Source organism: Bradyrhizobium sp. USDA 4452 (assembly GCF_054063575.1).
In genome coordinates this window covers 296,557-313,058 of sequence record NZ_JBSSGK010000001.1, presented here as the reverse complement: position 1 = coordinate 313,058, position 16,502 = coordinate 296,557, and the positions used below count along the sequence as shown (strand labels likewise).

Here is a 16,502-nt window from a genome sequence, read left to right as displayed (position 1 = left end):
ACCTGGCCGACATTCATTGTCTTCGGCCGAACGTTCAAATTCTTGAGGCAGAATTGACCAATTGGCGTATAGTCAATCTATGGCGCGTCCATCGGAAAAACTGATCCTGGCAACCGTTCGTCGTGTCGCGACGGCGTTACTGCCCGAATTACCCTCGATTGGTGACGGGACGCTTTCCCACATCCTGGCGGCGATGCCGGAAGTTCCGCGAGGGGCGATGATCGACCTTGCTCGGGCGAGTTGCCACGCTAACAGCAAGGCCGTCCTGCACGCGCTGATCGATGCAGTCCCGTTCGAACAGATGACTCCCCCGGCCGAAGTGGTGCAGTCGACGCGCGCGATGGTTCGGCACAACTTCGGCTACGACGCAATCATGCGGGCATACCGGGTGGGACTGATGTACTGGTGCAAGCGCTGGTCCGATGCGGTCGAGCGGCATTGCCGCGATACGACCATTGCCGTCGCTGTTGTCAGCTTTGGAACGACGTTTCTGATCGGTTGGTTAGATCTGATCACGCACCGGCTGGGTGCGGAGTATAGAGATGAAGCCGAGCGCGTTGCGCGAGAGGGCTCGTTGGCGTGGGCAGCCTACGTCCAGCGTCTCCTGATCGAAGACGATGTCAGCATGCGCGATGCAAGCCTGCGTTTGGGCTATAATCTTGCCGGGCATCATGTTGCACTCGTTTTGCAGCGACACCAAACCGGCGATCAGACGCCGCTGGATTCGGTCGCGCAAGAGATAGCCGCTACTTTGAGCCGAGCAAAGCCGCTACTGGTCCGCACCGACATCGACACGGTTTGGTGCTGGGTCTCGGCAAACGTCTCGCGCGCGCCCCCTCCGACGCAAGCCGCAGTGCTTGTTGGTCAGGGAAGGCCAGCCGTTGGTCTCGTCGGGTTCCGCCGCAGCCACCGGGAAGCACGCGATGCGCTTCGTGTAGCACGTTCTGCAAGCTACCCCGCCGGGAGCGTGGCTCACTTTGAGCACGTGGAACTCGCCGCTTTGTGCGGAAATGATCCCGCATACTGCCGTGCCTTCATAGCCGACAAGCTTGGCCCTTTGGCAGACGAGACTGTCGAAGCGCGTCGCTTGCGGGCCACCCTCAAAGGATTCTTTGATGCCAACAGCAACCTCCGCGCAGCCGGTGCTTGCCTCGGGCTCCATCACAATACGATTCGCTACCGTCTCGATCGCGTGGAAACGCTCCTTGGGCGCCAACTCGAGAAAGATCGGCTGCATCTCGAACTCGCCCTCCACCTTGCGGACCGGCTCACGGCGCCCCAAGCTCCGGCACCTTGAACTCCGGCTCTTTGCTGTTATGGGCATAGCTACGCTGGACGTGGCGCGATGCGAGCTCACGTCGGACGTGCCGGCACCTTTCCGCCTGGCCTCAGGTTCAGGAGGTTACCGGCCAGGATCATGGCCGCGCCGAGCACCGTGTAGGCGTCGAGCTGCTCGGCATAGATCAGCCACCCGACGATCGCCGTCAGCGGCACCCGGACGAAATCCATCGGGATCACGACGGTCGCATCGGCATGGAGCAGGGCGCGCGCCATGCAGTAATGCGAGAAGGTGCCGCAGAACGCGATCACCGCAAGCCAGCCCCAGGTGGACAGCGACGGCCAGGTCCAGACATAGAGCGCAGGCCCGATGCTGGCGAGCGACTGCACCACCAGCATCCAGAAGATGATCGTCAGCGCCTGCTCGGTTCGCGTCAGCGATTTGACCACGGCAATCGAGATTCCGAAGCCGATGGCCGCGGCAAGCGCGATCAGCTGGCCCGGATTGATTGCACCGGTCGCCGGCCGCACAATCACGATGACGCCGACCAGGCCAAGCACGGTCGCGACGATCTTCCAGGATGTCATCCGTTCGCCGAGGAAGCCCGCCGCAAGGACCGCGGTCCAGATCGGCATCGTGAACTCGATCGCCACCACCTGGCCGATCGGAATCAGCGTCAGCGCATAGAACCAGCCAAGCTGCGCGCAGAAATGGATCAGGTTGCGCGCGATGTGCAGGTGCACGCGCGCGGTCTTCACGATCGCAAGCCCGCCCCTGATGTGGACCAGCGGATACAGCATCACGAAGCCGAGCACGCCGCGCACCGCCATCAGCTGGAAGACGTTGACCTCGCGCGTCGCCTCGCGGCCGGCCACCGCCACGATCAGCATCAGCGCGAGCCAACCGGACATCCATAGTGCTGCGCGGGTCTTTGAGGGCGTGCGATCCATGATGGAAACGAGGTGAGGAGGGATGCCGGGTATCGGCGAGCTGTCATGAATTTGCAACGCGCAATTCTGCCGACGCGGTGATGCGCCGACCACGCAATCTCTGCTAAGCAGGTCGGGAATAATCACATCAGGAGGATCTGCTCATGCGTATCTTGCAACCGGCCGAATGGTCGAAACCCCGCGGCTTCTCGCACGGCGTTGCGTTCGACGCGCCCGGCAAATGGATCGTGCTGGCCGGGCAGACCGGCGGCGACGAGAAGGGCGACTACGCGCCCGAGATGGCCGCCCAGGTCGGCACCGCACTGAAGCGGATCATCAAGCTGTTGAACGAAGCCGGCGCCGGTCCCGAGCACATCGTCCGCCTGACCTGGTACCTGACCAGCCGTAGCGAATACGAGGCCGCTGGCGCCGGTATCGGCGCGGCGTGGAAGGAGACGCTTGGACGCAATTTCCCGCCATCCACGCTGCTCTATATCGGCGGGCTGGTCGATCAGCGCGCCAAGGTCGAGATCGAGGTCACGGCATTCATTCCCGCGGCACAGGACCTTTAGCGATGAACCAGAGCAACATGCGAAAGGCGCCTGAGCTTCTCACGGGGTTCGCGACCGGTTGGCCGGAGCAACAACCGGATATCATGGTGATCTCCATGACGACGGACAAAGGCGTGCACGACTTTGCGGTCACCAAGGATCAGGCGCTGTTGATCGCCCGCACCATCCAGCAGACCGCCGAGAATCTTGGCAAGCCACGCACTGCGTAGCGAGCGCATGGCGAATGAAAAACGCCCCCGAGATTTCGGTCCCGGGGGCGTTGTTGTCTGAAGGCCGGTTACTTCGACAGCGTGATGTTGGCGCCGCGGAACTGGCTGTCGGCCCTGATGGTGACGGACTGCTTGTTGCCGGCGGTGCGCATCGCGATGTCGGCGTTGAAGCCGGGCGCGCTGGCAACGACCTGGAAGTTGCCGCCGCCGCCGCGACCACGGAGGTCGCCGCTGACATTGCGGCTGGATTCGCTCCAGTTGCCGGTCACCGCGTTGCCCTCGGCCGCCACGTCGGCTGCCAGGTTGAACTTGTAGGCGTCGCTGGCGCAGGTGAGGCTCATGGTCATCCGCGGCCCGCCGACGTGATAGGTCGCACGGCAGCGGATACGCTCGCTGGAACCGTCGTCGAGGGTGACTGAGCCCACGCCCGACCAGGTGCCCGCCATGCCGGCGAACGGGCCGGACTGGGCATGGCCTGCGGTGCTTGCCAATGCCGTCACGAAAAACGCGGCGGCTGCAAATGCTGGCCGCCGCGCGATGGCGAACAAATTCGATACGCTGGTGATCTTACTGACGGGATGCTTCCCATCGGCCGCTGCACGGTACGCCAGCTGATGCCCCATTCCACTTCCCCGATCCGGAGTTGCCACTGAGTTGTCCGTTCGCATATGCACCATTGATCGAGACTCGCACAAGGCCCCCGCTGCCGACGGTGCCGGAGATCGCCGCGCCCTGCGCTGAAATCTTTCCGTCGACGACATTCACCGTCGAGCTGGAAGACGGCTCGCAGCTGCCGGTCTTGGTGACGACAGTGACGCTCCAAAGGCCGTCATAAGGCTGCTGGGCGGAGGCGGGAGCAGCGGTGAGGGCGGCAGCCGAAGCGACCGAAGTGACCAAAATCAGGTCGCGAATGCGGATCGAACGCATGAATCAAATCCCTGTCATTTCGTGTGATGACGCGGCTTATCCTGTCACAATGTGTTCAAAATTTGCTGCGTCGCAAGAGTCCCCAGATGTTCCTGTGAACTCAAACACATCATGGTGAATTCGGTTCCGGATCAGGAACGAGGAATCTGTTCCCCTGTTCCTTATTTTTGTGGTGCTTTAATACCGCAATTGCGGATTAGTGTTTGTCTGGGCGGAGGTCGGGCGCCTTGGTCGCAAACTGCTCATCTTGGGGCTTGGCCGGTAGCGAGCCGTTGACTTTGCCGTAGTCGATGACCTCACCCAGCAGGCGCAGGCCGAGCGGTGCCAGCGCACGCTCCCAGAGCTCGCGTGCGGTCTCGCCTTTCTTCACGAACACCCAGTCCTGGGCGGCGATGGCGCCGGCGTCCATGCGGTCGGCGAGGTGGTAGATGCTGCCGCCGGCGATCGGATCGCCTTCCTTGATGGTCCATTCCACTGCCGCGATGCCGCGGTGACGGGGCAGCAGCGACGGGTGGTACCCGATGCCGCCAAGCTTGGCCACGGCAAGCGCTTCCCTGCTGACGCGGGCGTGGCTATGGGCGGTCACGATCAGGTCGGTGTTAGGGGCGATCTCGGCGGCCGTCACCAGCTTAGGATCGGCCTGGACCACGACCTCGATGCCCGCCGCCCTGGCCGCTGCCGCCAGCCGGTCCTCGCCGTCATGGACGACCACCCTGACCAGCGTGACGTGATGCTCGCGCAGCATGTTCAGGGTCGTCACGCCGAAATGGCGGGAACCGACAAGGGTAATGCGCATGGGATCAATTCCGTGGGAGTTACGCGGGATTTGCTTGGGCTGCCGCCATGGCGATAGCACACTGCGGGCGCCGGTTTGGCCGTCCTGCCCGTTATCAACAGGCCGGCCGGCTGGCAACCTCTCAGGCCGCTGCCTGCTTGCTCGCCAGCACCTTGTCGATGCGCCGGCCGTCGAGGTCGACGATCTCGAACTCCCAGCCCTGCGCGCTGGTTTTCGCGCCGGTGTCGGGGATCGCGCCGAAGGCATGCAGCAGGAAGCCGGCGGCGGTCTGGTAGGGCCGCGGCGAGGGCAGCACGATGCCGAGCAGTTCGCTGAACTCGAGCGCGGGCATCCAGCCCGAGATCAGATAGGAGCCGTCGTCGCGCCTGACATAGGCGGGCTCGGCCGGGCCTTCCTCGGTATGGAAGGCGCCGACGATGGCCTCGAGGATGTCGGCGCTGGTGACGACGCCCTGGAAGGTGCCGTATTCGTCGTGCACGAGGCCGATATGCACCGCGGAGTCGCGCAGGATCGCGACCACGTCGCGGGCGTCGACGGTCTCCGGAATGATCGGCGCATCGCGCGTCAGCGCGCGGATGTCGGGCGTCTGGCCCGCGAGGTAGACGTCGAGCACGTCCTTGGCCTGCACGATGCCGAGCGCATGATCGCGATTGCCGTCGAACACCACGCAGCGCGAGTGATTGCTCTTCTGCAGCGTCGACAGGATCTCGGGCGCGGGGGCGGCGAGGTCGATCAGGCTGACTTCGTGGCGCGGCGTCATGACGGCGCCGACCGGGAGATCGCCGAGCCGCATCACGCCGGCGATCATCTCCTTTTCGCCTGGCTCCAGCACGCCGGCGTTTTCGGCTTCCACCACCAGCGTCTTGATCTCTTCCTCGCTGACCCGGTCCTGCGCATCCTCGCGATGCCCCAACAGCCACAGCAACGACTTGCCGGAGCGGTCGAGCAGCCACACCACCGGCAGCGACAATTTTGCCATCACCGTCATCGCGGGCGCGGCGCGCACCGCGATTGCCTCGGGATCGCGCAGCGCGATCTGCTTCGGCACCAGCTCACCGACGATCAGCGAGGCATAAGTGATTACACCGACCACGATGCCGACACCGGTGGCGTCGGCCACGTTGGCCGGCACGCCAAGCTCGAACAGCCATTGCGAGAGGCGCTGGCCCAGCGTCGCGCCCGAGAAGGCGCCCGACAGTACGCCGATCAGCGTGATGCCGATCTGCACCGTGGAGAGGAATTTTCCGGGATTGGAGGCCAGCGCAAGCGCGCGGCGCGAGCCGCTGACACCGCGTTCGACCAGCGCGGCGAGGCGCGCCGGGCGGGAAGAGACGATCGCGAGCTCCGACATCGACAATAGACCGTTGACGACGATCAGGACCGCCACGATCGCAAGTTCCAGATATAACACGGGAGTCCCTGAGGTTTGGCGGCATGGGCCGCTTTGCGACGCCCAATATAGGCATACCGGGGCCGTTTTGCTGTGCCTTGCCGGGCACTCCTGCACAAGCAGAGGTATGGCGCGCATGCAGCAGGAGATCGCGGCATTTTGGCGCGCTGGCGCTCGTAACGGCGGCGCGGTTTCTTCACGCGAAGCCGGTATCCGGTTCGCTGCGAAACGCGCCTAGGCGAGTATTCGGAGCGCAGGTCTGGCGAATGTCTTGCCCGATCCAGCCGGCTGACTAAGCATCTGCTTGGAAGCGGCTTGCAGCTGCATGCGCAGATCGGCATTGCATTGCTTCATCTGGTTGCGCAGCTCGCGCCGGGAGAAGGCAGTGAGGGAAGGGTCCGCGAGCTGTTGCCAGGCGGTGCGGAGCCATTCCTGCAGCTCGCGAATGTTCTGATCTGCACTCTTCTGATCTAGGACGCTGGGCTGGGTCATGCAGCCAAATCCCACGAAGTGATCAGTTGCAAAGTAACGCTGATTCGCCTCGCTTCACCTAGCGCTATGTTGCGCACGCGCGTAGACGGCAGGGGACGCCTCAGGGCGGGCTGCCGGGGCCGGTGCGCAGGAAATCCAGCGCGATCGGCAGCGCCAGGAACAGCGCAGCCACCATCGAGAAATGGCGCGTCTGCGCGGCGGTCAGGCCGAGATCGTCTTGGGCGAGATAAGCGAGCATGATCGCAGTGTAGGCGGCGACGCTGTCGCCACGGCGATGCTCCCGAAATCGATTTTGCTGTCGGTCTCACAGTCCATGGCGGCACCACGTCGTTACGGGAGTGGTGTAGCGCGGCTCGCCTTCACCGACTATGAGCTGGATCACGGGCGCAAGCCTGCCGAGCGGCTTCGCGTGCCGCGGCGATCGGTGAGGCTTGCCCGCGGCAAGGCGCCTAGCGAGGGAGCTTGCGTTCCGGCTGGCTTTCCTGCGGAAGCTTGACCGGTACGTGGGGTGACGTGCTCACCACACGCGGGCTTCCGTCGGAGTGGGTCTGGCCGTTAAGCAATGTCTCGAGAACCAAAAAGAATTTTTCAGAAAGCATGGGCGTAGCCCTCGTCGTCCAATGTCCTTATGTCGCCGCGCCCGGCGGAAAATTCGATCAACTAAAAGCGAGTCGCGCCGCCATGGCGATGCTGCGGCGGGGGGCTGCCCTGGTGCAATCCGGGAGATTACCGCCGCCGAACCTGCAGCCTGCGCGCCGATGGTTGCCAAATTCCTAACGATTGCCGGCGCTGCGCGTGATGGCGCTCACCGTTCCTTCAAGGATGCACGTTAACGATAGGGGTATGGATCGTGACCAGGACATCGACGAAGGATTTGGATCGGCGCTGCGCCGCAGCTACGGCCGGTTCGCCTGGTGGATCGTGCGGCTCAACCGCGTGCTCGAGCCGTCGCGCCCGGCTGAGCCGCCGCGCACCCAATTGCCGCCGCGCGCCGCCGTCCCGCCACGGCGACCCATCCCGCCGCGCGCGGAATAGACCCTACCAAGATACCGCCGTCTCCTGTATCGGCCGTTCAGCCGGACTGCTATGCATGCCCCATCCGCGGACCCCGGGGGGCCGCCACTTTGACGATACGGCCGCGAGGCGGCGCAAGCGACGGGAAGGACGAACACTATGATCGAGACGGTTGGCATCATCGGCGCCGGAACCATGGGCAACGGCATCGCGCAAATCTGCGCGGCGGCGGGGCTTACCGTGACCATGGTGGATATCTCGGACGCAGCCGTGCAACGCGGCCTGAAGACGGTCGGGTCCAGTCTCGATCGCCTGGTCTCCAAGGAGAAGATGTCGGCGGCCGATCGCGACGCGACGCTCGCGCGGATCAACGCGACCACCGACAAGTCCAAGCTTGCCGCCTGCGATCTCGTGATCGAAGCGGCGACCGAGAACGAGGAGCTGAAGGTGAAGATCCTGAAGGATCTCTGCGCCGGGCTGAAGCCAAGCGCGCTGGTCGCGACCAACACCTCGTCGATCTCGATCACCCGCCTTGCGGCCTCGACCGATCGTCCTGACCGCTTCATCGGAATGCACTTCTTCAATCCGGTGCCGGTGATGGCGCTGCTCGAATTGATCCGTGGCCTGCAGACCTCGGACGACACGGTCGCCAAGGCCGAAGCGTTCGCCAAGCGCGTCGGCAAGGTCGCGATCACGGCGAAGAACAGCCCGGGCTTTGCGGTGAACCGCATCCTGTGCCCGATGATCAACGAGGCGATCTTCGCGCTGCAGGAAGGCATTGCGACCGCGGAGGAGATCGATGCCGGCATGAAGCTCGGCTGCAACCATCCGATCGGGCCGCTCGCGCTTGCCGACCTGATCGGGCTCGACACCATGCTGTCGGTGATGGAGGTGTTCTACACCGGCTTCAACGACCCCAAGTACCGGCCGGCGCCGCTGCTGAAGGAGATGGTCGATGCCGGCCATCTCGGCCGCAAGACCGGGCAGGGGTTCTACAGCTACAGCAAGTGAAATCTGCGCGCGCCCGACCCCGTAGTCATCCGGGATGGATCGCGCCGACAAGCTCGCGTAACCAAAACACCTGATCCGCCACTGAGGCGGGGGACATCAGACACGAGGCCCGGGCTCCTAGGCACACCGGGCCTCGTGTTTTTTGTTGGATGCCGCACCCATCGATGGCGCCTTGCTTCCGGTGTCCTGCGCCGCGCTCGGGTCACACCTTCTTGAGGCGATGAGCGGAAACCTCGCAGATTTTCCCAGCGTACCTAAATCAACGACTGGGTGCCGCGCGAGGAAGGAAGCAGGATCATGCGCAGGTCGAGTTTGGCATTTCTGACGTTCGCGGCGCTCGGAACGAGCTGGATTGTCGGCTCCGCACAGCCGGCGGCAGCCGATCCCTACGATTATCCCTGGTGCATCCAGGGTAGGGATGAGGGATATCCCGGCTATTGCGGCTACCAGACCTACGAGCAGTGCCAGGCGTCGGCGTCAGGCCGCGATGCCTATTGCGGCATCAATCCGCGCGTTGCATTCAGCCAACCGCGCGTATCGCCGCGGCGGATCCAGTAGGCGCCGCCAGCATGTCGACCGGTCGGCCATCAGGCATGATGGTTGCATTGTCGATGGTCGAATAATTCCCCCTGCGTTGGAGAGCACATGGGCGAGATCATCAAGTTCATCTCGAAGTCGGAACGCGAGCGTGCGCGCCTGATTCGCGAGGCGCGAGCCAACTACGAGCGCATTTTTCCGTCGGCGGACCCGGCTGAAGCGCTAGGCGCGACGGTCGGGAGCGACGGCAGCGAGGCCTCGTCGAAGCCGTAGCCGCCGGCGTTGTGCTCGAGAGGATGCCGGACGGGGCGATGTGGAAACGGAACCGGCGGCTGTGGCAAGCCTTCTGGCAAACTTGGACGATCGACAAGCCGGCCGTGCTTGGCGGCTGGCTCTGGTAGGTCCTGGTCGTTGAGCTCGCAGCCGTGCTGGATCGGCTGACGTTGCGGAAGCTGATTGCGCTGATCCCGGTCGTCATCTTGATCGCTGCCTATCTGCACCGGATTCCGCTGCCTCCCGAATTGATGCTGGTCGGCGATGTGTTGGCCTATATCGACGTGTTCTCGATGGTCTTCCTGATCGGCCTGTTCACGCGCGTGGCGACCGTCATGGCCGTCGTCAGACAGGCCGTCGAGCTCGCTCAACGCCTCGCGCGGCGTGTGCCGATGGCGCTGCGCCGGTTTGACACGCGTCATCGTCGCGCCAAGGACGGCGCGCGCCGCAGGCGGCTGACGGGTGCGAAGACCGACGACGATGAGCCCGCTGTCGTCGCGGGCCTGGCGTGGCCCTAAAGCATGATCCGGAAAAGTACGAAGCGGTTTTCCGATAAGATCATGCTCAATCAAAGAGCTAATGCGCGATGACGATTCAACCTAATCACATCGCGCTTTAGGTCGGGACGATGCGGTGGTGAAGAACGCTATTGCGCCAGCTATCGCGGCGGTCGGGCCCGTTCGTCGCCAGCGGCGGGCCGGGCAGGGCTACTTGGTCGATCTGCGCAGCGCGCATCCGCACTGGTCACGGAGCAGTGATTATCAAATCATGCATCCAGAAACACTCCGATCAGATATTCCGGCGTCCGCAACAATCTTGCCAAATTTTCACTAGGCCGTTGGCGCACTGAGTTCGAAGATGCAGATGAAATCGGACGAATCGCAATGACCGAACTTGAGGAGCTTCGCTACTTCGAGCATCAGTGTCTGGAGATGGCCAGGCAGTCCACGCTGCCGGATGCTCGACGCGCGCTCCAGATCCTGGCGTGCAACTACGCCACGGCGGCCGAAATCCTCGAACGCCGCGCCCAATCCGCCAACACGGCGCTCGCCCAACTGTTTCGATGCCTGAGGTTTTGACGCGGCGCGCGGAGCGGCACATTCGAGGATCTGGCAGAAGTAACGCTCGCTGAATGGCGGCGCACCGGTCACGCAGATCGATCTTCCGCCGCTGTCGCGCCGAACCCGCCACGATGTTGAACAGGCGTTCAGGAAAGTTCCGAACTTGTTCCTGCAACATGCGCGGACGGCAGTCGTTGTCATGGGGGACTGAAAAGGAGGATGCCATGACAAAGCTTAGGTACGCTCTTGCCGCAGTTGCGGCCCTCGCGATCGCAGTACCGACCATTGCCAGCGCGCAGGGGGTCGGCGTCTATTTCGGCAGCAGCCCGGGTTATTACGGCGATCGATATGACGGTCCGCGCGTCTACCGGGAGCACGATCGTGGCTGGCACCACGGCTGGTACCATCATCGCGACTACTACCGCGACCGTGGCGTCGTGATTCGTGGTCGCGACTGGGACGACGACTAACGGGCGCCGCACGGATCTCGCACAATCAAAGGGGGGCCTCGCTTCGGCGGGGCCCTTCTTTGTCGGTGAACTGCAACTGTGCCGCCGCACGAACAACGTTTCATTAACCCGACTCACCCACGCTCATGTCGGGCCGTCTGGATGGGCCGCCGTGCAGAAGGCCGCCACGACAAGCTCCGTGGCGGCCTTTTGCGTTCCGAGAGTGCTGAGGGAGACGACCGATGGATTACGGCGCCTTCACCGACGCCAGCCTGAAGATGATGTACGAAGCCATCCGCGGCGCGCTCAAGGCCGACGATGAATTCGAGGCGCACAGCGAAGAGCCCAAATTCCGCGTCCGCTCAACGCCCGAATGGAAACGCCACGCCGGCAGTCTCGAGGCCGAGATGCTGAAGCGAGGGCTGCAGCTCGAGATCATCGACTGGACCGGCGGTCAGGGCGAGCTGCCGCTGACGGTGGGGCCGTGAGGCTGGCTCGTGAGGCTTGCTCTTGGCCGCCCGTTGCAACTGGCGTGATCGTCAATGGGTATGTATGGCGTCGTAGACGTGGGCGCCGAAGATCGTGGCGCTCAGACACAGCAAAGCGATGATAGCCGCTTCCATCATGACACTTCCCCGTATGGTTTTGCGGAAGTGGTAGCGGCCGAATGTTTCAGCACGGTTTCGACCGTTTGCGAAAATGGTTTCGTGGCCCGGCTTGGCGCGCCGCCGCAGCGCAGGAGGCCCCCGATCGCCCAGGTGCCGGTGCCGAGGTTCTGACAATTCTTCATCTTCGGGCACCATGGTCTGACGACTATCGAGCCCGGCAGACGCGGTCGGATTGGGGTAATCCTTAATGCCGTCGGAATGGGCCACGGTGACGGGGGTAGAATAGACGGCTCCCGTCATCTCAGTTGCGCAACCCGACTGCGGGAGATTGAAATGCGGCCTCGACGCAGCCCACGTGTCGAGGCCGCCCCCTGCGCGGAAAACCTTGCGACGGTCGGCAGCGGCTTGCTGTTCTGATCGTCCCAGGAAAAGACGCCGCCGGTCTCACAAATACACGCCCGGCGGCGTTTTCTTCCTGAACTGGGACACTGAAATCCCCAGCGTCAAACGTACTGCACCGTCTGTGCCGCAGGGTCACGACCGGCGGCGACGAAGGCCCTTGAGGGTCTGAGGAAGTTCAGTGACGAGCGCGGTGAGCAGCCACGCAAGCCCGACGCCGATTAGACTTGCGAGATATCCGTTTGGCGTCCATTGCCAATGGATGTTCGACGCAACTACCGCGAAGATCACGAGCGACTGAATAGGAGCCACATCGCCGCATCCTATCCCGGATCGCCGAAACTGTTGACCGTCGCGATCAGCGCGACAGCGGCGGCGACGAGCAACACCACCGCCAGCGCGCCAACTCCCAGCACCATAAGGGCTATCGTCATTGCCGCACCTAGCGTGTGCTGGGTGTGTGCTTGACGAAATCTCTAGTTCGGTCTGGAGGCTGATTTTTTGACTTAAGTGATTGATATTGTTTGGTGAGCGCGGAGGGACTCGAACCCTCGACCCCATGATTAAAAGTCACGTGCTCTACCGCCTGAGCTACGCGCTCACTCACCTGAACATAGGATCCGGACGATAGGCTCTGAGCCGCTCCGGATCATGCTCCAGCCCGCGCTGTGTAGGGGGCAGGGCCCATCGGGTCAATAGCCGACGGGCGGCCAATTGTGCACCGTGATGGGGGATTTGCCGTTCCGGCCCCTCGGGTTAGGCCGGTTTCTTGAAGTTGGAGCTCTTCCGTTTCGATTGAATCGGAACGGAAGAGCTCCGGATTCTTGTCTTGACGCGTTTTCCTCACGCGAACCGGGATCCACTTCGCTCGAAAACGCTCTAGCTGTCGTGGCGGATTTCCGAGCCGACCGGCTGCGACGGGGCGGCGACCGAGGGCAGGCTGACCGGACGCAGCCCGATCAGTTCCGCGGTCCGGATCGCGCTGTTGCGCCAGAACGCGAACTCGTTGATCCGCGAGTTCTCCAGGATCGCAATCGAAACCGCGGCAAGGAACGGCAGGCTTTGCAGCACCAGCACGCCGGCGAAGATGTAGATCTCGCGCACCTGCTTGTAGCCGTTGGTGACGACCAGCACGGTGGCGCCGACCAGCAGCAGCACGCCGATCACGGCCTCCCAGAACGCCTGGAATTCGATCGACATTCGCGACAGGCCGCCCTTCGAGGTGCGGGCGAACGCGAGGTGCTCGGTGATCAGGCCCTGCGCCACCGCGCGCGACACCGTCCACTGCACGCTCATCGCCGCGATCATGGCGCCCAGCATCTGGCCGGCCTTGATATTCACCCGGAGCCGGTAGAGCGCGACGAAATGCACCAGCGAGACGATGAAGGAGGCGATGATCGGAAGGGTCAGGATCTTGTCGGGGATCGCGATGTCGGCGAAGGCGACGATCGGCACCCAGATCAGATTGAGGATCGCGACCACGACGCCGAGGCTTTCGGCCCCGAGCCAGTTGAGCCAGCCGAGCGAAAACTCGCGGCGCTGGTCGGGCGTCAGCCGGCTGGCGCCGGGCAAGAAGCGCCGCCAGTGCTTCTTGACGATCTGGAAGCCGCCATAGGCCCAGCGGTGGCGCTGTTTCTTGAACGCCTCATAGGTGTCGGGCAGCAGGCCTTCGCCGTAGCGTACATTGGTGTAGTGCGTCAGCCAGCCCTGTTGCTGGATCGAGAGGCCAAGATCGGTGTCCTCGCAGATCGTGTCAGAGGACCAGCCGCCGGCTTTGTCCATCGCGGCGCGGCGGATCAGGCACATCGTGCCGTGCACGATGATGGCGTTGAACTCGTTGCGCTGGACCATGCCGATGTCGAAGAACCCGGCATATTCGCCGTTCATGATGTAGTGCATCAGCGAGCGGTCGCCGTCGCGATGCTCCTGCGGCGCCTGCACCAGGCCGACGCGCGGATCGGCGAACGCCGGTACGAGGTCCTTGAGCCAGTCCGGATGCACGACATAGTCGGCGTCGATGATGCCGATGATCTCGGCGTCCGCTGCCGTCCGCTCCATCGCAATCCGTAGCGCGCCGGCCTTGAAACCCTGCACCTTCTCGGCGTTGATGAACTTGAAGCGCTCGCCGAGCAGCCGGCAGTGATCCTGGATCGGCCGCCAGAAGTCAGGGTCGGGGGTGTTGTTGATGATGCAGACGCACTCGAAGTTCGGATAGTCGAGCCGCGACACCGCATCGAGCGTCTGTTTCAGCATCTCCACCGGCTCGAAATAGGCCGGGATGTGGATCGAGACCTTCGGAAACTTGACGTCCTCGCCCATCGTGGCGGGCGCCAGCGGCGCGCTCCTGCCGATCAGCCGGCGCGGGCCGCGGCCGAACGCCACCGCGGCGATCTCCTCGATCCGCGCCATCGCGATCAAAACCAGCGGAACCAGCAGCACGAGGCCAAGGCTGAGCGCGAAGGCCGAACCCCAGACGAAATAGTGCGTGGTCCAGTACGAGAATACGGTCGCGGCCCAGGCGCCAACGCCGTTGGCCGCGGCCGACAGCAGCAGCGCCTGCATTACGGTCGGCTGGTCCAGCCGCAGGATCGGCAGCGACATGAACAGGCCGACCAGCACGGCGACGAGCGCAAGCTTCCAGTAGTCCAGATTGGTGACCGGACCGGTCCAGGCGAACTTCGCCTCGCGGTCGGCGTTGAGGATACCCCAGTAAGGACCGACGCCGCCTTCGAAGTACTTCCAGGGCTGATCGATGGCTTCGACGATGTTGTAGTCCATGCCGATGGCCTCGGCGCGGGTGACGAAGTTGCGCAGCACCGTGGCCTGCTGGAACTGGCCGGGATCGGCGTTGCGCAGATTGTAACCCTGGCTCGGCCAGCCGAATTCCGCGATCAGGATGCGCTTGCCGGGGAAGGAGTCGCGCAAGAGGTTGTAGCGGTCGACTGCCTGGTCCACCGCCTGCTTGTCGGTGAAGTTTTCCCAGTACGGCAGCACGTGCGCGGCGACGAAGTCGGCCGAGTTGGCGAGCTGCGGATGGTCGCGCCAGATGTTCCAGATTTCACCTGTCGTGACGGGAACGCTGACGGACTTCTTGACGCGCTGGATCACCTTGATCAGCCGATGGACGTTGTTTTCGGCAATCGCCCATTTGACGGCTTCATCCCGCTTGTCCTCGGGCTGCGCCTTGGCGTCTTGAAGTCGTCCATCCTCTTCTTGATCGATGCGCGGGGTTTCTTCGTGAAGGAAGCGCGCAGACTCGGCAGTATAGCGCTCGTTCTCTTCGGAGGTCGGCTTGAGCTTTGGTATCGGCCCGAGGTTCTCGATTGGAATCTGCTCGCCACGATAGACGGTTTCGTTGCCGATCACGATGCCCGTAACGTTGCTGTTGCTCTTGGCAAGATCGATAGCGGATGCAAGTTCGCGACTGTTGCGGTCGGCATCCGTGCCGATCCAGACGCCGATCATGACCTTCATGCCGAACTCGGCAGCAATCGGCGGCACCAGTTCGTTGCCCTCGGTCGAGGAGTATCCACGGACTGCTCGCGTTAGCGTGGAGAGTTTCCTCAGGTCGGCGCGTACCTTGTCGGCATCACCATCGACGACGGTGTGCTTTGGCTCGAACGGCGTATAGGACAGGCTCGGCAGCGTGCCACGGAAATCGGGCGCCGACTGCCTCTCCTGGAAGAGACCCCACAGGGCGGCGTGGGCGGCGGTGACAAGCAACAGGACGGCGGCGACGGCGCGCATCGCGGTTAAACCATACGGGGCCTGAGATTGAGGACTAAGCGAACCCGTCCCCTGGGTTCGACCAACTAGCGGCGACGGAAAGATATCTCCGCCATCAGATTTAACAACTGGTATGCCGCAGTGGCGTTTTAAGGGCGCAAGCCGTTCCAGCCGCGAAAAAAATCGCGGCCGGACCCGATCTGCGGGATGCGGCTATTTCGACGCCGGCGCGGGTGACGCCGACGGGATCGGCGCAGGCGAGGGCGATGCTGCCGGCGCAGGCGCGGCATTGCCTGCCGTCGACGGCGCGGGGCTGGGCGCGGCGGCTGCCGCGGCCTGCGGCTGGGCACCCGGGTTGATCCAGCAGGCGTGGATGCGGCCGTCGAGGCTGCCGCTCACCTTGCTGTCGATCTGGGCGCCGAACCGGGTCAGGCATCGGAACGCGGCCTGGACGTGGCCGCCGGGGCAGCCGAACCGGTCGTAGAGGTCGAGATGGCGAAACGCCGTATCGAGGTCGTCGTTCCACATCAGGCGGACCACGCGGCGGCCGAGCCAGACGCATTCCGGGTTGCCGGCCGGGCCGTTGATGGCCTGCTGGGCCTCGACGAATTCCTCGACCTTGCGCTGGTTGGCCTCGCGCGCGGCGTTGGCATTGGCGTCGGGCTGACCGGGCTGCTGCTTGGCCTGGTCGGGCGGATTCGGCGTGCCGCTCTGGGCGAACGCACCGCCGGCTCCGTTCAAGAGCGCAAGCGCTGTGACAAGGCCCGTTACGGCAAGATGGCGCAAAGCAGTGTTCTTCAACTCAAGCAGCCGTCGACGCATGCATTCCC

At 63.6% G+C, this 16,502-nt stretch carries 21 protein-coding genes and 1 tRNA gene; 10 read left to right on the top strand and 12 right to left on the bottom strand.

All coding sequences use genetic code 11. The features are described from left to right. Window positions 1-61 precede the first annotated feature (61 nt). Window positions 62-1,297, top strand: a complete 1,236-nt coding sequence (locus tag ACVISU_RS01645) for a PucR family transcriptional regulator (protein ID WP_456705772.1) — start codon at window positions 62-64, stop codon at window positions 1,295-1,297. A 56-nt stretch (window positions 1,298-1,353) separates the two neighbouring features. Here ACVISU_RS01645 and ACVISU_RS01640 read toward each other — a convergent pair whose 3' ends face one another. After that, window positions 1,354-2,229 carry a DMT family transporter gene (locus ACVISU_RS01640; protein WP_050400480.1) on the bottom strand — a complete coding sequence of 292 codons (876 nt, stop codon included), beginning with the start codon at window positions 2,227-2,229 and terminating at the stop codon, window positions 1,354-1,356. A 143-nt stretch (window positions 2,230-2,372) separates the two neighbouring features. Between ACVISU_RS01640 and ACVISU_RS01635 the strand changes: the two genes are divergently transcribed. Both ACVISU_RS01635 and ACVISU_RS01630 read left to right on the top strand, forming a co-directional pair. Further along, window positions 2,373-2,780, top strand: coding sequence for a RidA family protein (locus tag ACVISU_RS01635; RefSeq protein WP_456705771.1), 408 nt, complete (start codon window positions 2,373-2,375; stop codon window positions 2,778-2,780). Window positions 2,781-2,782: 2 nt separating this feature from the next. Further along, on the top strand, window positions 2,783-2,989 hold the full coding sequence (locus ACVISU_RS01630; RefSeq protein WP_050400478.1) for a hypothetical protein: 207 nt from the start codon (window positions 2,783-2,785) through the stop codon (window positions 2,987-2,989). Between the two features lie 68 nt (window positions 2,990-3,057). Here the strand turns inward: ACVISU_RS01630 and ACVISU_RS01625 are convergent, their stop codons facing one another. The 6 genes from ACVISU_RS01625 to ACVISU_RS01600 form a co-directional block, all read right to left on the bottom strand. Then, the gene (locus tag ACVISU_RS01625; RefSeq protein WP_050400477.1) at window positions 3,058-3,612 is read right to left on the bottom strand and encodes a hypothetical protein; all 555 of its coding nucleotides are present in this window, start codon (window positions 3,610-3,612) and stop codon (window positions 3,058-3,060) included. Then, entirely contained in the window at window positions 3,557-3,916 is a 360-nt protein-coding gene (locus ACVISU_RS01620) for a hypothetical protein (RefSeq protein WP_083991869.1), read from the bottom strand. Before ACVISU_RS01620 ends, ACVISU_RS01625 begins: the two co-directional genes overlap by 56 nt. Window positions 3,917-4,112: 196 nt before the next feature. Beyond that, on the bottom strand, window positions 4,113-4,712 hold the full coding sequence (locus ACVISU_RS01615; RefSeq protein ID WP_456705770.1) for a formyltransferase family protein: 600 nt from the start codon (window positions 4,710-4,712) through the stop codon (window positions 4,113-4,115). Between the two features lie 121 nt (window positions 4,713-4,833). Next, entirely contained in the window at window positions 4,834-6,123 is a 1,290-nt protein-coding gene (locus ACVISU_RS01610; RefSeq protein ID WP_050400475.1) for a hemolysin family protein, read from the bottom strand. 213 nt (window positions 6,124-6,336) lie between these two features. Next, entirely contained in the window at window positions 6,337-6,594 is a 258-nt protein-coding gene (locus ACVISU_RS01605; protein WP_050400474.1) for a hypothetical protein, read from the bottom strand. A 100-nt stretch (window positions 6,595-6,694) separates the two neighbouring features. Further along, window positions 6,695-6,832 (bottom strand): hypothetical protein, encoded by a 138-nt coding sequence (locus ACVISU_RS01600; protein ID WP_456705769.1) that lies wholly within the window; start codon window positions 6,830-6,832, stop codon window positions 6,695-6,697. A gap of 605 nt (window positions 6,833-7,437) precedes the next feature. On the opposite strand from ACVISU_RS01600, the gene ACVISU_RS01595 reads away from it, so the two are divergent. The 5 genes from ACVISU_RS01595 to ACVISU_RS01575 all read left to right on the top strand — a co-directional run bounded on the left by ACVISU_RS01595 (window position 7,438) and on the right by ACVISU_RS01575 (window position 9,947). Further along, complete coding sequence (locus tag ACVISU_RS01595; protein ID WP_050400472.1) at window positions 7,438-7,629, top strand: hypothetical protein; 192 nt, start codon at window positions 7,438-7,440, stop codon at window positions 7,627-7,629. Window positions 7,630-7,767: 138 nt separating this feature from the next. Next, window positions 7,768-8,619: a 3-hydroxybutyryl-CoA dehydrogenase gene (locus ACVISU_RS01590; protein ID WP_050400471.1), complete on the top strand. Its 852-nt coding sequence runs from the start codon at window positions 7,768-7,770 to the stop codon at window positions 8,617-8,619. 297 nt (window positions 8,620-8,916) lie between these two features. After that, window positions 8,917-9,177 (top strand): DUF3551 domain-containing protein, encoded by a 261-nt coding sequence (locus ACVISU_RS01585; protein WP_050400624.1) that lies wholly within the window; start codon window positions 8,917-8,919, stop codon window positions 9,175-9,177. A gap of 87 nt (window positions 9,178-9,264) precedes the next feature. Further along, window positions 9,265-9,429 (top strand): hypothetical protein, encoded by a 165-nt coding sequence (locus tag ACVISU_RS01580; RefSeq protein ID WP_172803461.1) that lies wholly within the window; start codon window positions 9,265-9,267, stop codon window positions 9,427-9,429. A gap of 170 nt (window positions 9,430-9,599) precedes the next feature. Next, a complete protein-coding gene (locus ACVISU_RS01575; protein WP_456705768.1) occupies window positions 9,600-9,947 on the top strand; it encodes a hypothetical protein in 348 nt (115 codons plus the stop codon). Window positions 9,948-10,259: 312 nt separating this feature from the next. Here the strand turns inward: ACVISU_RS01575 and ACVISU_RS01570 are convergent, their stop codons facing one another. After that, a complete protein-coding gene (locus tag ACVISU_RS01570) occupies window positions 10,260-10,580 on the bottom strand; it encodes a hypothetical protein (RefSeq protein WP_456705767.1) in 321 nt (106 codons plus the stop codon). 134 nt (window positions 10,581-10,714) lie between these two features. Here ACVISU_RS01570 and ACVISU_RS01565 point away from each other — a divergent pair, with 134 nt between their 5' ends. Continuing rightward, complete coding sequence (locus ACVISU_RS01565) at window positions 10,715-10,960, top strand: hypothetical protein (RefSeq protein ID WP_063695225.1); 246 nt, start codon at window positions 10,715-10,717, stop codon at window positions 10,958-10,960. 221 nt (window positions 10,961-11,181) lie between these two features. Further along, a complete protein-coding gene (locus ACVISU_RS01560) occupies window positions 11,182-11,427 on the top strand; it encodes a hypothetical protein (protein ID WP_456705766.1) in 246 nt (81 codons plus the stop codon). A 51-nt stretch (window positions 11,428-11,478) separates the two neighbouring features. Here ACVISU_RS01560 and ACVISU_RS01555 read toward each other — a convergent pair whose 3' ends face one another. The 4 genes from ACVISU_RS01555 to ACVISU_RS01540 all read right to left on the bottom strand — a co-directional run bounded on the left by ACVISU_RS01555 (window position 11,479) and on the right by ACVISU_RS01540 (window position 16,494). Beyond that, complete coding sequence (locus ACVISU_RS01555; protein WP_050400468.1) at window positions 11,479-11,847, bottom strand: hypothetical protein; 369 nt, start codon at window positions 11,845-11,847, stop codon at window positions 11,479-11,481. 624 nt (window positions 11,848-12,471) lie between these two features. Next, window positions 12,472-12,547, bottom strand: a tRNA-Lys gene (locus tag ACVISU_RS01550). Between the two features lie 278 nt (window positions 12,548-12,825). Beyond that, window positions 12,826-15,693 carry a glycosyltransferase gene (locus ACVISU_RS01545; protein WP_050400321.1) on the bottom strand — a complete coding sequence of 956 codons (2,868 nt, stop codon included), beginning with the start codon at window positions 15,691-15,693 and terminating at the stop codon, window positions 12,826-12,828. A 192-nt stretch (window positions 15,694-15,885) separates the two neighbouring features. Next, entirely contained in the window at window positions 15,886-16,494 is a 609-nt protein-coding gene (locus tag ACVISU_RS01540; protein ID WP_456705765.1) for a beta-1-3, beta-1-6-glucan biosynthesis protein, read from the bottom strand. Window positions 16,495-16,502: the final 8 nt, after the last annotated feature.

Excerpts from the sequence above, each read along its gene's own strand:
- ACVISU_RS01640 (WP_050400480.1), bottom strand. The coding sequence starts at position 2,229 with ATGGATCGCACGCCCTCAAAGACCCGCGCAGCACTATGGATGTCCGGT.
- ACVISU_RS01635 (WP_456705771.1), top strand. The coding sequence starts at position 2,373 with ATGCGTATCTTGCAACCGGCCGAATGGTCGAAACCCCGCGGCTTCTCG.
- ACVISU_RS01630 (WP_050400478.1), top strand. The coding sequence starts at position 2,783 with ATGAACCAGAGCAACATGCGAAAGGCGCCTGAGCTTCTCACGGGGTTC.
- ACVISU_RS01625 (WP_050400477.1), bottom strand. The coding sequence starts at position 3,612 with ATGGGGCATCAGCTGGCGTACCGTGCAGCGGCCGATGGGAAGCATCCC.
- ACVISU_RS01620 (WP_083991869.1), bottom strand. The coding sequence starts at position 3,916 with ATGCGTTCGATCCGCATTCGCGACCTGATTTTGGTCACTTCGGTCGCT.
- ACVISU_RS01615 (WP_456705770.1), bottom strand. The coding sequence starts at position 4,712 with ATGCGCATTACCCTTGTCGGTTCCCGCCATTTCGGCGTGACGACCCTG.
- ACVISU_RS01605 (WP_050400474.1), bottom strand. The coding sequence starts at position 6,594 with ATGACCCAGCCCAGCGTCCTAGATCAGAAGAGTGCAGATCAGAACATT.
- ACVISU_RS01600 (WP_456705769.1), bottom strand. The coding sequence starts at position 6,832 with ATGCTCGCTTATCTCGCCCAAGACGATCTCGGCCTGACCGCCGCGCAG.
- ACVISU_RS01595 (WP_050400472.1), top strand. The coding sequence starts at position 7,438 with ATGGATCGTGACCAGGACATCGACGAAGGATTTGGATCGGCGCTGCGC.
- ACVISU_RS01590 (WP_050400471.1), top strand. The coding sequence starts at position 7,768 with ATGATCGAGACGGTTGGCATCATCGGCGCCGGAACCATGGGCAACGGC.
- ACVISU_RS01585 (WP_050400624.1), top strand. The coding sequence starts at position 8,917 with ATGCGCAGGTCGAGTTTGGCATTTCTGACGTTCGCGGCGCTCGGAACG.
- ACVISU_RS01580 (WP_172803461.1), top strand. The coding sequence starts at position 9,265 with ATGGGCGAGATCATCAAGTTCATCTCGAAGTCGGAACGCGAGCGTGCG.
- ACVISU_RS01565 (WP_063695225.1), top strand. The coding sequence starts at position 10,715 with ATGACAAAGCTTAGGTACGCTCTTGCCGCAGTTGCGGCCCTCGCGATC.
- ACVISU_RS01560 (WP_456705766.1), top strand. The coding sequence starts at position 11,182 with ATGGATTACGGCGCCTTCACCGACGCCAGCCTGAAGATGATGTACGAA.
- ACVISU_RS01555 (WP_050400468.1), bottom strand. The coding sequence starts at position 11,847 with ATGACGGGAGCCGTCTATTCTACCCCCGTCACCGTGGCCCATTCCGAC.
- ACVISU_RS01545 (WP_050400321.1), bottom strand. The coding sequence starts at position 15,693 with ATGCGCGCCGTCGCCGCCGTCCTGTTGCTTGTCACCGCCGCCCACGCC.
- ACVISU_RS01540 (WP_456705765.1), bottom strand. The coding sequence starts at position 16,494 with ATGCGTCGACGGCTGCTTGAGTTGAAGAACACTGCTTTGCGCCATCTT.